The sequence below is a fragment of the Parafrigoribacterium soli genome (genome assembly GCF_040227235.1).
In the GTDB taxonomy this organism is placed as follows: Bacteria; Actinomycetota; Actinomycetes; order Actinomycetales; family Microbacteriaceae; genus Parafrigoribacterium_A; species Parafrigoribacterium_A soli.
In genome coordinates this window covers 120,921-133,689 of the sequence record NZ_JBELNZ010000004.1, presented here as the reverse complement: position 1 = coordinate 133,689, position 12,769 = coordinate 120,921, and the positions used below count along the sequence as shown (strand labels likewise).

At 66.4% G+C, this 12,769-nt stretch carries 12 protein-coding genes and 1 tRNA gene; 8 read left to right on the top strand and 5 right to left on the bottom strand.

From position 1 onward, the window contains the following. Positions 1 to 26: 26 nt before the first annotated feature. Together hpf and secA are read left to right on the top strand one after the other, a co-directional pair. Positions 27 to 1,517 (top strand): ribosome hibernation-promoting factor, HPF/YfiA family, encoded by a 1,491-nt coding sequence (hpf, locus tag ABUA37_RS11995; protein WP_349899439.1) that lies wholly within the window; start codon positions 27 to 29, stop codon positions 1,515 to 1,517. A 222-nt stretch (positions 1,518 to 1,739) separates the two neighbouring features. After that, positions 1,740 to 4,556: a preprotein translocase subunit SecA gene (gene secA, locus ABUA37_RS11990; protein WP_349899438.1), complete on the top strand. Its 2,817-nt coding sequence runs from the start codon at positions 1,740 to 1,742 to the stop codon at positions 4,554 to 4,556. 112 nt (positions 4,557 to 4,668) lie between these two features. Here secA and ABUA37_RS11985 read toward each other — a convergent pair whose 3' ends face one another. Then, positions 4,669 to 5,124 carry an Rv3235 family protein gene (locus ABUA37_RS11985; protein WP_349899437.1) on the bottom strand — a complete coding sequence of 152 codons (456 nt, stop codon included), beginning with the start codon at positions 5,122 to 5,124 and terminating at the stop codon, positions 4,669 to 4,671. Between the two features lie 160 nt (positions 5,125 to 5,284). Here ABUA37_RS11985 and ABUA37_RS11980 point away from each other — a divergent pair, with 160 nt between their 5' ends. Next, the gene (locus ABUA37_RS11980; protein WP_349899436.1) at positions 5,285 to 5,881 is read left to right on the top strand and encodes a hypothetical protein; all 597 of its coding nucleotides are present in this window, start codon (positions 5,285 to 5,287) and stop codon (positions 5,879 to 5,881) included. Positions 5,882 to 5,914: 33 nt separating this feature from the next. On the opposite strand, the gene ABUA37_RS11975 is transcribed toward ABUA37_RS11980, so the two are convergent. Continuing rightward, the gene (locus ABUA37_RS11975; RefSeq protein ID WP_349899435.1) at positions 5,915 to 6,202 is read right to left on the bottom strand and encodes a helix-turn-helix domain-containing protein; all 288 of its coding nucleotides are present in this window, start codon (positions 6,200 to 6,202) and stop codon (positions 5,915 to 5,917) included. Positions 6,203 to 6,320: 118 nt separating this feature from the next. Here ABUA37_RS11975 and ABUA37_RS11970 point away from each other — a divergent pair, with 118 nt between their 5' ends. The 3 genes from ABUA37_RS11970 (at position 6,321) to ABUA37_RS11960 (ending at position 9,796) form a co-directional block, all read left to right on the top strand. Further along, complete coding sequence (locus ABUA37_RS11970; RefSeq protein ID WP_349899434.1) at positions 6,321 to 6,968, top strand: hypothetical protein; 648 nt, start codon at positions 6,321 to 6,323, stop codon at positions 6,966 to 6,968. Then, entirely contained in the window at positions 6,965 to 8,227 is a 1,263-nt protein-coding gene (locus ABUA37_RS11965; protein ID WP_349899433.1) for an AAA family ATPase, read from the top strand. The genes ABUA37_RS11970 and ABUA37_RS11965 overlap by 4 nt, the downstream gene beginning before the upstream one ends. Before the next feature lie 75 nt (positions 8,228 to 8,302). Next, entirely contained in the window at positions 8,303 to 9,796 is a 1,494-nt protein-coding gene (locus ABUA37_RS11960) for a sensor histidine kinase (protein WP_349899432.1), read from the top strand. A gap of 87 nt (positions 9,797 to 9,883) precedes the next feature. Here ABUA37_RS11960 and ABUA37_RS11955 read toward each other — a convergent pair whose 3' ends face one another. Beyond that, entirely contained in the window at positions 9,884 to 10,132 is a 249-nt protein-coding gene (locus ABUA37_RS11955; protein WP_349899431.1) for a WhiB family transcriptional regulator, read from the bottom strand. Between the two features lie 188 nt (positions 10,133 to 10,320). Here ABUA37_RS11955 and ABUA37_RS11950 point away from each other — a divergent pair, with 188 nt between their 5' ends. Continuing rightward, complete coding sequence (locus ABUA37_RS11950) at positions 10,321 to 10,758, top strand: hypothetical protein (protein ID WP_349899430.1); 438 nt, start codon at positions 10,321 to 10,323, stop codon at positions 10,756 to 10,758. 447 nt (positions 10,759 to 11,205) lie between these two features. Here the strand turns inward: ABUA37_RS11950 and bcp are convergent, their stop codons facing one another. Beyond that, positions 11,206 to 11,685, bottom strand: a complete 480-nt coding sequence (gene bcp / locus ABUA37_RS11945) for a thioredoxin-dependent thiol peroxidase (protein WP_349899429.1) — start codon at positions 11,683 to 11,685, stop codon at positions 11,206 to 11,208. A gap of 78 nt (positions 11,686 to 11,763) precedes the next feature. Between bcp and ABUA37_RS11940 the strand changes: the two genes are divergently transcribed. Continuing rightward, a tRNA-Lys gene (locus ABUA37_RS11940) sits at positions 11,764 to 11,839 on the top strand. Positions 11,840 to 11,855: 16 nt separating this feature from the next. Here the strand turns inward: ABUA37_RS11940 and ABUA37_RS11935 are convergent. Beyond that, entirely contained in the window at positions 11,856 to 12,611 is a 756-nt protein-coding gene (locus tag ABUA37_RS11935) for a sulfite exporter TauE/SafE family protein (RefSeq protein WP_349899428.1), read from the bottom strand. Positions 12,612 to 12,769: the final 158 nt, after the last annotated feature.

Below are 12,769 nucleotides of genomic sequence, written 5' to 3'. Positions count from 1 at the left end.
GTCGCGCCACGCGACAGGATCACCGCATGCATGTGGTCCTGCGTACTTCGCTCGTGGCCGCGCTCGCCGTCGCCCGCGATCCGGTTCTGGATGCGCTCGCCGTCCTGCTGCCCGTCGAGTGTGCCGGATGCGGCGCCCCGGATCGCGCGCTCTGCCCGGCCTGCCGCACCGCGCTCTCGCCCCGCGTCACGCGGCGCGAGCTTCGCGACGGAACCGTCGTCTTCGCCGCGCTCGGTTACGACGGCGTCGTTCGCCAGTCGATCCTCGCCCTCAAGCGCAACGGCAGAACGGATGTCGCCCGCGCGCTCGCGGTTCCGCTCGCCGCCGCGGTCGCAGCCGCCCTGCGCGACACCACGCACCAGGCGGTCGAGCTCGCTCCCGTTGCGCCCGCTCGCGCGGCCTTCCGCCGCCGGGGGTACGACCCGCTCGCCCTGCTCCTGAAGCGCGCCCGACTTCGTCCCTCTGGTCCACTGCGCTGGGTGCACGACCATGCCCAGCAGAAGTCACTGGATCGCGCCGAGCGTGAGTCGAACCTCGTCGGGGCGATGGGAGCGAGGGGCGCGCTCGACGGCAGAGCGTTCATCCTCGTCGACGACATCGTGACCACCGGAGCCACCCTTCGGGAGGCGTCCAGGGCGATCACGGCGGCGGGCGGGGAGGTGCTGTGCGCGGTCGCCCTCGCCAACACGGCGAGCCGCATCGACGACTTTGATTGTTCCCGGCGCAAACTCGTGACTTCCCCAGACGACGGGGCTACGGTGGGCAAAAGAGGCGCACTGGTCATACCTGGTTCCGCCGGGGTGACGCGTCACGGTAGCAGGGAGGACGCCATGGATATTTCCATCAACGGTCGCAACCTGGGGATCACAGACAGATTCCGGGACTATGCAACGGAGAAAGCCGAGAAGATAGCCCACCTCGCAGACAAGGCACTCGCCTTCGAAGTCAAGGTAAGTCGGCATGCCGAAAAGAACGGCTCGAGCGGCGACGATCGGGTCGAACTCATGGTGATCGGGCCGGGTCCGCTTGTGCGCGCCGAGTCGACCGGCTCCGATAAGTACGTTGCATTCGACCTCGCCCTCGACAAGCTCGTCGAGCGCGTGCGCCGGATGAAGGACCGCCAGAAGGTGCACCGCGGCAAGCGCCGCCCCACCTCCTTGCGCGAGGCGAGCGCCGACGGATTCAGCGTCATCGACATCCAGCCGGCCACTCCGGAGACGATGGAAAAGGTGCGCACCGGATCGATCGAAGTGATCGACAACGCGACCGCGGATGCCGAGGAAGACGACTGGAGTCCCGTCGTCATCCGCAAGAAGGTGTTCCCTGCCGCTCCGATGACGGTGGACGACGCGCTCTATTACATGGAGCTCGTGGGTCACGACTTCTACCTGTTCATTGATGCGGAGACCGACCGCCCGAGCGTCGTCTACCGCCGCAAGGGCTGGGACTACGGCGTCATCGGGCTCGACACGGAGGCGGATGAGGTGCCGGCCGCGGCGAGGGCGCGCAACCGCTGATCCACATTTCCGCCGAGCGTGCCCGGTGACGCCGGGCGTGCCTGTTCCACTGGGCACGCCTGGCGCTCACGGGCACGCTCGGCGCTTTTTCGCGGCGCCGGCCGACGAACGGTGCCCAGCGGACGGCCGACTAGGCTTGCTAACATTACGAACTGCTCACGGTCGCGCCGTTTTCTGGCAGCCAGACAGAGCAACCTAGACACAGCGCAATTGGAGTAATCGGTGGCCAACGTTCTCGAACGAGTGCTTCGCGTCGGCGAAGGGCGAACCCTTCGCAGGCTGCAGCGGTACGCGGCGGCAGTGAATCACCTCGAAGAAGACTTCAAGGAACTCACCGACGAGCAACTGCGCAATGAGACCACGGAGCTGCGCGAGCGCTACGCGAACGGCGAGTCTCTGGATGACCTGCTCCCGGAAGCGTTCGCGGCGGTCCGCGAGGCATCCGTTCGCACCCTCGGCCTCAGGCACTTCGACGTGCAGCTCATGGGCGGCGCGGCCCTTCACCTCGGCAACATCGCGGAGATGAAGACCGGTGAGGGCAAGACCCTCGTCGCGACCCTCGCCTCCTACCTGAACGCCATCCCCTCGCGCGGCGTGCACATCATCACCGTCAACGACTACCTTGCGAGCTACCAGTCCGAGCTCATGGGCCGCATCTTCCGCGCCCTCGGCATGTCGGTCGGCTGCATCCTCTCTGGTCAGGACCCGCAGGAACGCCGCGAGCAGTACGAGGCGGACATCACCTACGGCACGAACAACGAGTTCGGCTTCGACTACCTGCGCGACAACATGGCCTGGCAGGCGAGTGACATGGTGCAGCGCGGTCACAACTTCGCGATCGTCGACGAGGTCGACTCGATCCTCATCGACGAGGCTCGCACCCCGCTCATCATCTCGGGCCCCGCGTCCGGTGAGGCCAACCGCTGGTTCAACGAGTTCGCGTCCCTCGCGAAGCGCCTCGTGCCCGAGGTCGACTACGAGGTCGACGAGAAGAAGCGCACCGTCGGCGTGCTCGAGCCCGGCATCGAAAAGGTCGAGGACTACCTCGGCATCGACAATCTGTACGAGTCGGCGAACACCCCGCTCATCTCCTTCCTCAACAACGCCATCAAGGCGAGCGCCCTGTTCAAGAAAGACAAGGACTACGTTGTGATGAACGGCGAGGTGCTCATCGTCGACGAGCACACCGGCCGCATCCTCATGGGTCGTCGCTACAACGAGGGCATCCACCAGGCCATCGAGGCCAAGGAGGGTGTCGCGGTCAAGGCCGAGAACCAGACCCTTGCCACCGTCACCCTGCAGAACTACTTCCGCCTCTACAAGAAGCTCTCCGGCATGACCGGAACGGCCGAGACCGAGGCCTCGGAGTTCATGAGCACCTACAAGCTGGGCGTCGTTCCGATCCCGACGAACATGCCGATGCGCCGGATGGACAAGCCCGACCTCGTCTACAAGAACGAGGAGTCGAAGTTCAACCAGGTGGTCGAAGATATCGTGCGTCGCCACGAGAAGGGCCAGCCCGTGCTGGTCGGCACGACGAGCGTCGAGAAGAGCGAATACCTCTCCAAGCTCCTGGCCAAGCGCGGAGTGAAGCACGAGGTGCTGAACGCGAAGAACCACGCTCGCGAGGCCGCGATCGTGGCGCAGGCGGGCCGTCTCGGCTCCGTCACCGTCGCCACCAACATGGCCGGTCGAGGCACCGACGTCATGCTCGGCGGCAACGCCGAGTTCCTCGCTGTGGCCGAACTGAACAGCCGCGGGCTCAGCCCGGTCGAGACCCCAGAGGAGTACGAGGCCGAGTGGGACTCGGTCTTCGCGAGGGTCAAGGCCACCGTCGCCGAGGAGGCCGCGAAGGTCGTCGAGGTCGGTGGGCTGTACGTGCTCGGCACCGAGCGCCACGAATCCCGCCGCATCGACAACCAGCTGCGCGGTCGTTCCGGCCGCCAGGGCGACCCGGGCGAGAGCCGCTTCTACCTGTCGCTCGCCGACGACCTGATGCGCCTGTTCAACTCGGCGGCGGCCGAGTCGCTCATGGGCCGTGGCAATGTGCCAGACGATCTCGCGATCGAGTCGCGCGTCGTGAGCCGCGCCATCCGCAGTGCGCAGTCGCAGGTGGAGGCGCGCAACGCCGAGATCCGCAAGAACGTGCTGAAGTACGACGATGTTCTCAACCGTCAGCGCGAGGCGATCTACGGTGACCGGCGTCACATCCTCGAGGGCGACGATCTGCAGGAGCGCACCGAGAAGTTCCTCGAAGACGTCATCAACGAGGTCATCGACCTGCACAGCGCGGAGGGCCACTCCGACGATTGGGACCTCGACGCGCTGTGGGCCGAGCTCAAGACGCTCTACCCGATCTCGATCACGATCGACGAGCTGTACACCGAGGCCGGTTCGCGCAATAACATCACGCGTGAGTTCCTCGGTGACGAAATTCTGTCGGATGCCAAGCTGCAGTACCAGCGCCGCACCGAGCAGCTGGGCGAGCCCGCCATGCGCGAGCTCGAGCGTCGCGTCGTGCTGTCGGTTATCGACCGTCGTTGGCGCGATCACCTCTACGAGATGGACTACCTGAAGGACGGCATCGGCCTGCGCGCTATGGCCCAGCGTGACCCTCTCGTCGAGTACCAGCGCGAGGGCTTCGCGCTCTACCAGTCGATGATGGGGCAGATTCGCGAGGAGTCCGTCGGCTTCCTGTTCAACCTCGAGGTCGAGGTGACCGGTGGCGGCGCCACGGCCGCGGTGCCGAGCGTCGCGGCGAAGGGCCTCGACGGCTCCTCCGAGCAGCGCCTGAGCTACTCCGCACCGACGGTGGATGGCGAGGTCGAGGTGCGCAACCAGCGCGGGCAGCTGGATGCGGCATCCACGGCCAGGGCGCAGCGGGAGCAGGCCGCGGCGGCCGCCGCCGTCGACCAGGGTCAGAACCCTGGCCAGCAGGCAGCACCTCAGCGCGGCGCCTTCGGGCAGCCCACTGGCGGCAACGCTTCCGCGCCGATGAACCGTGCCGAGCGCCGTGCGCAGGAGAAGCGCGGTCGCTGACCTCGTCGCTCACTGAGCCTGGGCCCACGCCGCCGGTCCCGCACGATTCGAAGAATCGGGCGGCAGTGCCGGTGGGGATCGAAGCGCCATCCGAAGAAGCGCCGACGGGAATTCAGAGCACGTTGATCGCGGTAGCGCGCCAGCGCTTGTCCATGCCCTCGAGCCTCAGCGCGACGGCGCGTGATCGCGCGCGGCTGTGCACGATCACAACCGCTTCAATCGCTCCATCGCGAGGCTCGCTGATAATGGTCGAACCGATCGTGAAGGTCGGGCGAATGGGCGCGCGCTGCCCCCTCGCCTGTCGGGCGCGCGCCGACAGCACGACGCGCTTGAGCAGGTGGCGGTACACATCGTCGGTTACCCAGCGCGAGATCTGCTCGAGGTCTCTCGCGCCGGCGAGCACCTCGATGACGCAGCGCGTCAGGTTCTCCAGCAGGGGAGCGGGGTTGGGCAGTGCGGAGCGTTCCGCCTGCTGATGGCCGAAGAAATCATCCGAGTCAAACCTGGCCCTGATGGCCTTGCTGGGGAGTGTCTGATCGACCGAGGTGCTGGTGGCGGCACTGCTCATCTGCTGGCTCCGAACTGTGGTTCAGTATGGAAGGCCTACCCCCGTTCGGGTGTCGTGCCCGAAGAAACTAAAGCAGCAAACAGAGGGTTCTGTCCACGCCCCAACTTGGGGCTGTGGATAACCCTGCCGCGATGTTCGCCCGACTGGGTACCTTCGCTCCATGCGCTGGGACAACCTCTTCGACGACCTCGAAAGCCAGCTCGAACACGAGCTGACTGCCGATGAAGTCGATCTGCGCGCGGAGGAGGAGCGACTGCGACTCGCCCGCATCTCGCTGCGCGAGAGGATCGTGACGCTCCACGAGGGGGCATCCTCGCCGCCGTCCAGCACACTACGGGTGCAGCTCGTGGACGGGAGCACCCTCACCGTTCGCCCACTTTCCTTCGGCAAAGACTGGTTCTCGGCCGAGCTGATCGAGGAGTCGAGGCGGCCAGGCCGGTGCATCGTGCCGATCTCGGCGATCGCCGCGCTGCTGCTCGATCGCTCCGAGGTGCAGCGCAGCCTCGAAGCTCCACCGTTCAGCGCCCATTCGCTGTCGGCTCGGCTCGGCCTCGGCTTCGCACTGCGAGACCTCTGCAGGCGCAGGTCGTCAGTCGAACTGCACCTCAGCGTGGGCCTCGTTCACGGCACGATCGACCGGGTCGGCCGGGATCACCTCGATCTCGCCGTGCATGAGCCGGGGTCGGTCAGGCGCGAGGCTGAGGTGAGCCACTACCGCGTGGTTCCCTTCGATCAACTGTTGCTCGTGCGCATGTAGCCCTCGGCTCTGCGCCCGACTGCAGCGAGGCTACTAGCGCTGGCCGTTGTGCTGGGCGGTGCCGAACAGTTCGGGAAGGTCGGCGTACTCTGACTGGTTCCACAGGCTCAAGCGCCGTGCCTCTTCGTACTTCGCCTCGATGTACGACTCGAGCATGCTGCGCTCCACCCTCCAGTGGCCGCTTCCGCCCACCTTGATGGCGGGCAACTCGCCCGAACGCACGAGCGCGTAGGCCTGACTGGCAGAGACGTTCAGGATGTCCGCCGCGTCGGCAAGCGTAAGAAATCGGCCAACGGTTCCTGCGGACTCAGTCTCGTTCATCCCTCGATTATGGGCGAGCAGAGCGGTGCGGGACGGGCCTGTGGATAACTTTTTCGCGCACCCCGGCAAGTGGCGACTATGGAACGAGCATCCACGAGCACGAGTCTGGAGTCCACGGATGAAGTCCAGCAGTAACGCCGCCCAGAAAGCGCGCGGTCCGAGATCGTTCTGGTTCGACCCGCGATTCGGTATCGGCATCGCTCTTGTCGTCCTCTCCGTTCTCGGGGTGGTCGGCATCGTGACGTCGGCAGACAGTAGCGTGCGGGTGCTGGCCGCCCGTTCGACGCTCTCGCCAGGGGACAGAATCCATTCCTCGGATCTCGTGGCGACGAGCGTGCGCCTCGGTGACCTCGACGGCAAGTATCTTCGCGCATCCGACGTGCCGTCCGCGGGACTCATGGTGACGAGAGCGGTCTCTGGCGGCGAACTGGTGCCGGCCTCGGCGGTGGGTGCGAGCGCAGGAAGTCGCGTCGCCTCCGTGGTTGTCGCCGTGCAGGGTACCCTGCCGAAGTCGGTGCAGGCGGGGTCGGTCGTTGATCTCTGGGCGGCCGCGCAGACCGAGAATCGCAGCTTCGGTCCGCCGACCGTACTCGCATCGTCGGCCACGGTCGTGCGAGTGATCGTCTCTGACGGCGTCATCTCGGGCAAGAACGGCGGTTCCGTCGAACTCCTCGTGCCGCGGTCGAAACTCGCCGGGGTGCTCGAAGCGGTAGCCAATGAGAACGCGATTTCACTCGTACCGACCGGCATTCCGGTGAAGGGATGAGCGCGTCGAGGATCGCACTCGCCCTCCCGCTCGAGGTCGAAGACCGGGTCGCCGGTGAACTGGCCAGGAACGGCTACACGATCGTCGGCCGGTGCAGTAGCGCCGACGAGCTCGCGTCGGTACTGGCCATCACGGGTGCCGAGCTCGCGCTCGTTTCGGCAGGGTCCCGCTACCTCAATGACAGGCTGCTGGCCGAGAGCGATGCCGCGGGCACACGGCTCGTGGCGATGGTCGCATCGGATATCGAACGCAGGAACGCGGCATCCGTCGGCCTGCACGAGGTGCTGAGCGTGTCGGCCCAATGGAGCGAGATCGAGGCTGCGCTTCTCGGGACCCGCGTGATCGCGCCGAGCTCTGCCGACCCGGCGAGCCCGCTCGAGCAGCGCGGGCCAGGCGGGCACGTCATCGCCGTATGGGGTCCCGCTGGCTCCCCCGGTCGCACGACGCTTGCGATCAACATTGCCGCAGAGATCGCCGCATCGGGCTACTCGGTCGCGCTCGCCGACGTCGACACCCACAGCGGCTCCGTCGCGCCCGCGCTGGGGCTGCTGGATGAGGCGCCCGGCTTCGCGGCGGCCTGTCGCCTTGCCGGCGCCGACAGCCTCACTCAGCAGGAGCTCGAGCGAATCGGCCAGCGCTACCTCTCCGCCCATGGCAGCTTCTGGGTGCTCACCGGAATCGGGCGCGCCAGTCGCTGGCCAGAGCTCTCCGCTGAGCGCGTGGTGTCGACGGTGCGCGAGTGCCGCGGCTGGGTCGATTACACCGTTCTCGACACCGGTTTCAGCCTCGAGAACGACGAGGAGATCTCGAGCGACCTGTTCGCACCGCGCCGCAACGCCGCCACCATCGCCGCGCTTCGCGAGGCAGACACCGTCGTTGCGGTCGGTTCTGCCGATCCGGTGGGGTTGTCACGGTTCTTGCGTGCGCACGTCGATCTTGTCGAGACTCTCGACAGCGATCGCGTCACCGTCGTCATGAACAAGATCCGTGCGAGCGCCATCGGTCTCAACCCCTCAGGTCAGGTCGCGCAGACCCTGCAGCGATTCGGTGGCATCGCCGACCCGGTGCTACTGCCGCATGATCAACCAGCCCTAGACGCCGCGGTCCTGAGCGGCAAGACTCTTCTGGATGTTGCGGGCAGGTCACCGACCAGGGTCGCCATTGCGGGACTCGTGAACTCCCGCCTCGTTCCGGCCAGACCGACCGAGCAGAAGTCGCGGCTCAGGCGTCGCCGCTTTGCGCCGGCGCCGGCACCCTGAGCCGGCGGCCGGTGCCGAACGCCGCACGCTCTCTCCGAACCAGGATCAGGCAGGCCGCCCCCGTAAGCTTGCAGGATGTCTACCCTCAGTGACCTCGTCCTCGCGCAGGGGCGCTCGGACGAAGCGGACGTCGAATGGCTGCACCTGCTCGTCGGTGACTGGCAACTGCTCGCCGACCTCGCCTTCGCCGATATCGTGCTGTGGGTACCCACGCGCGACGACAGCTTCGTGGCCGTCGCACACGCGCGACCGTCGAGCTCCGCGACCCTGTTCTACCGCGACTTCGTGGGGCAGGGCATTAAGCCGGAGTGGAGAAAGCAGGTCACCGAGGCCTTCGAGAGCGGCACCATTGTCGATTCGGCCGCACCCGACTGGTACGAGGAGACACCGACCAGGGTGCGCGCCGTACCCGTTCTCCGCAGGCTCAGCGCATCCGGGGCCGAGACCAGCGGCCATCCGATTGCCGTCATCACGAGGCACACCAACCTGAGCGAGGCGCGCATGCCGAGCCGTCAGGAACTCACGTTCAACGAGTGCGCGAACGACCTGTTCGCGATGATCGCCTCCGCAGACTTTCCCGACCTGGGCGCGCCGACCGGACCGAGGCGTGGTGCACCACGCGCATCCGACGGCCTCATTCGCCTCGACGTTGACGGCGTAGTCACCTTCGCGAGCCCGAACGGGCTCTCCGCCTTCAACCGGATGGGCTTCGCCGGCGAACTTGAGGGGGAGTCCCTCGCCGAGGTGACGACCGACCTGCTCAAGGGCCGGGTGAGCGTGGACGAGTCGCTGCCTCTCGTCGTCACCGGGCGCGCGCCGTGGCGCACCGACATCGAGTCGCGCGGCGTCACGGTGTCTCTCCGCGCCATCCCGATCCGCGACCACGGCGAGCGCGTCGGTGCGGTCGTACTCTGCCGCGACGTGTCCGAGCTTCGGCACCAGGAACGCGAGCTCATCACCAAGGATGCGACCATCCGCGAGATCCACCACCGGGTCAAGAACAACCTGCAGACCGTCGCCTCGCTCCTCAGGATCCAGGCGCGCCGATCGCACTCCGACGAGGCGCGGGAATCGCTGAACCAGGCCATGCGCCGAGTTGCGGCGATCGCCGTCGTGCACGACACGCTCAGCGAGGGGCTCAGCCAGATCGTCGACTTCGACGTTGTGTTCGATCGCGTGCTGAAACTCATCGCCGAGGTCGCTTCCACGCACAACACGAAGGTGCACCCCAAGTTCTCCGGAAGCTTCGGCGCGCTCCCGAGCGAGTATGCGACGCCGCTCTCGCTCGCGCTGACGGAGCTCGTCACCAACGCCGTCGAGCACGGCCTCGCGGGTCGCGAGGGCAACGTGGAGATCACGGCGCTGCGCACCGACGAGACGCTGAGCGTTCAGGTGCGGGACAACGGCAGCGGTCTACCCGAGGGCAAGGTGGGCTCGGGGCTCGGAACGCAGATCGTGCGCACCCTGATTCAGGGCGAGCTGGGCGGCACGATCGACTGGCACACGATGATGGGCAGCGGCACCGAGGTGACGATCGAGATTCCGCTCGGCTGGCTCACGAAGAGCTAAGGGTGCGTCGTCGGCAATGGAGCCGAAGGCTCCGCCCACGACGACTAGGCCATGCAGGCGCCATAAAGCGCGGGTCGTGAAAAAGGCTTAGGAGGCGCGGCGGGCGCGAGCGGCGCGACGCTTGAGGGCGCGGCGCTCATCCTCGCTGAGTCCGCCCCAGACGCCGGAATCCTGGCTGGTTTCGAGCGCGTACTGCAGGCACTGCTCGGTCACGCTGCACCGAGCGCAGACGGCCTTGGCCTTCTCGATCTGGTCGACGGCGGGGCCGGTGTTTCCCACCGGGAAGAACAGCTCAGGGTCGGCCGTGAGACAAGCAGCTTTGTCGCGCCAGTCCATGTATGGGTGCTCCTTCAGTGGTTGCGCAGCACTAAAGTCCGCGCAGAAATAAACCTGTGAGGCATAAGCCTTCGGGGAATTGAGAGGATGAGTTCGGGATCGGCCCACGACCGTGGGGGCGCTGATCAACCTCCATTAGAATCTCATATCGGTTGTAGCAAATCAATAGTTTCGTATGGGATGTCTCTGTGAGTGAACAACAATCCGCGGGCAATCGCGCCAGAGCGGATGAGCCGCGCCACGGTAGACCGTCCCTTCTGCTGGTGCTCTCCGGCCTGCTGTTTCTGGAGTGCGCGCTGCTCGCCGCGGCCAGTGTCTACCTGCTCGTGGAGCTGCTGACGGCGCAGCCGGACTCCTATGCGAGCGCCGTCGCGATCCTCGTGCTGACGATCGCTGCTGCCGTCTGGCTCGGTGTCACGGCGAGCTCGACACTTCGAGGTCGCCCGTGGATCCGCGGAGCGGCCACGGTGTGGCAACTGCTGCAGATCGCGGTGGCGATCGGAAGCTTCCAGGGTCTGTTCGCCAGGGCGGATGTCGGCTGGTTCCTGCTGGTGCCGGCGCTCGCTGCGCTCGTGCTGCTGTTCGCGCCCTCCGTGGTCGCCGCAACGACCCGTCCCGAGCGTTAGGCGCCCGAGTCACTCTTCTCGCACACTCTTCGCGCGCGCCCTGCGATTGAGGTCCACCTCGTGTGCCAGCGATGACGGTAGTCAGCGTGCCGAAAGCGGTGCGGCCGCCGAGGCGTAACTCCTGCAGATTCGGCAGTCAGCATCCGCTCGTCACGATCTCGCCCGATCTTGCGTCGTGGTCGAGCGGCCTCTCGCGATTCTGCAGGAGTTATGCGCGGGACGTCGAAGACGGGACGCAAGCCGGGCCGAATCGCGCGAACGCGAGCGTTGCAGCGCCATGACCAAGCGGATGTGAGTGCGGCCCGTCATGACCGAGTGGCATAACTCAGGCAGGAGGAACGCGATCCCGATCGGTGCGTCGGGAGTGCGCGGTGGTCAAACGGTGCCTCGCCGTTCTGCAGGAGTTACGAAGTGGACGGGGGCGCCGAGGCCCCACGAGCGTCGGGACTAGTCGAGGCCGAGCTTCTTGCGCAGTGATGCGACGTGGCCGGTGGCCTTGACGTTGTAGAGCGCGAGCTCGACGCGGCCGTCCTCGCCCACGACGAAGGTCGATCGCAGGGTGCCCGTGATGATCTTTCCGTACAGCGACTTCTCGCCGTATGCGCCATAGGCGTTGTGCACGGTCAGGTCTTCGTCACCGAGCAGCGGGAAGTTCAGGCCCTGCTCGTCTCGGAACTTCTGCAGCGCATCCGCCTTGTCCTTCGAGACACCGAGCACCTGGTAGCCGGCCGACTTCAGCGAGTTGATGTTGTCGCGGAAGTCGCAGGCCTCCTTTGTGCAGCCCGGCGTCGATGCGGCGGGGTAGAAGTAGACGATGACCTTGTGGCCCGTGAAGTCCGCGAGCGAGACCGGATGCCCGTCCTGGTCGGGCAGGGTGAAGGCGGGAGCGACGTCGCCGGCTTCGAGTCTCGTGGCGGTGCCTGGCATGGTTCTCCTTGCGGTCATTAAGGCGTTTCTCTCATGCTAATCTTGTTCGTCGGCGCCCCGTTAGGCGGGGCAGACCGCGCACCTCTAGCTCAATTGGCAGAGCAACTGACTCTTAATCAGTGGGTTCCGGGTTCAAGTCCCGGGGGGTGCACCACAACGCTCGTAGCACCTCAGCCGATCACGAAGAGCGCAACCGCCAGGGCCAGACCGAGCGCACACACGATGTAGCGCAGGATGTCGGCGTTGAGCCGCCGGGCGAGCCAGCCGCCGACGACGCCGCCGACCGCGGAACTGGGCAGCAGAACGAGCACCCACCACCAGTTGACCTGGCTGGAGAACGCATACACGGCGACCCCGGTGAGGATGATCACGAGCGATAGCACGTTCTTCAGTCCGTTGATGCGCTGGAAGTTTTCGCGGATCGTGGCGCCCAGGAACGCCAGAAGCAGCACGCCGACCCCGGCGCTGAAGTACGAGCCGTACACAGAGCCGAGGAAGACGCCGCCCGCGGGCAACGGGGACGTCGCGCGCCCGACATCCGGGGTTGCCGCCGGCGCGAGGCGCCGCTGAAGCCACGGTTGGGCGAGGAGCAGCAGCGACGAGAACAGCACGAGGTAGGGGATCACCAACTGGAACACCGCGCTCGGGGTGGTGAGCAGAATGATGGCCCCCGCCGCCGCGCCGAGCACGGTGGCGATGATGAGCACGGGCAGACGTCGTCGCTCCTCAAGTATCTCTTTGCGATACGCGAATGCACCGCCGATGTAGCCCGGTGTGAGGCCGATGAGCGAGGTGATGTTGGCGGACACGGGCGGAAGCCCGCACGCGAGGAGGGCCGGGTAGACGAGCAGCGTGCCGCCGCCCGCGAGGGTGTTCACGGCGCCCGCGAGGAGGCCCGCGACGGCCACCAGTGCCACCAATTCCATGGAGGGTCGTGCTCCTTATACTCGCTCGCACTCGTGAAGGAAAGCTCTGGATTCGAGGCTACACCGGGGCGTATTGTCACTCCGAAGCCATGGTGTGCGCTCGGGTAGCGCACCACCGTTGCCCTCGGAAGTGCCGCAGGGTGCACGGGCTTCGGAGA

Coding starts and splice junctions, on each gene's coding strand:
- hpf (WP_349899439.1), top strand. CDS start 27: ATGCATGTGGTCCTGCGTACTTCGCTCGTGGCCGCGCTCGCCGTCGCC.
- ABUA37_RS11985 (WP_349899437.1), bottom strand. CDS start 5,124: ATGAGCAGTGCCGCCACCAGCACCTCGGTCGATCAGACACTCCCCAGC.
- ABUA37_RS11980 (WP_349899436.1), top strand. CDS start 5,285: ATGCGCTGGGACAACCTCTTCGACGACCTCGAAAGCCAGCTCGAACAC.
- ABUA37_RS11975 (WP_349899435.1), bottom strand. CDS start 6,202: ATGAACGAGACTGAGTCCGCAGGAACCGTTGGCCGATTTCTTACGCTT.
- ABUA37_RS11970 (WP_349899434.1), top strand. CDS start 6,321: ATGAAGTCCAGCAGTAACGCCGCCCAGAAAGCGCGCGGTCCGAGATCG.
- ABUA37_RS11965 (WP_349899433.1), top strand. CDS start 6,965: ATGAGCGCGTCGAGGATCGCACTCGCCCTCCCGCTCGAGGTCGAAGAC.
- ABUA37_RS11960 (WP_349899432.1), top strand. CDS start 8,303: ATGTCTACCCTCAGTGACCTCGTCCTCGCGCAGGGGCGCTCGGACGAA.
- ABUA37_RS11955 (WP_349899431.1), bottom strand. CDS start 10,132: ATGGACTGGCGCGACAAAGCTGCTTGTCTCACGGCCGACCCTGAGCTG.
- bcp (WP_349899429.1), bottom strand. CDS start 11,685: ATGCCAGGCACCGCCACGAGACTCGAAGCCGGCGACGTCGCTCCCGCC.
- ABUA37_RS11935 (WP_349899428.1), bottom strand. CDS start 12,611: ATGGAATTGGTGGCACTGGTGGCCGTCGCGGGCCTCCTCGCGGGCGCC.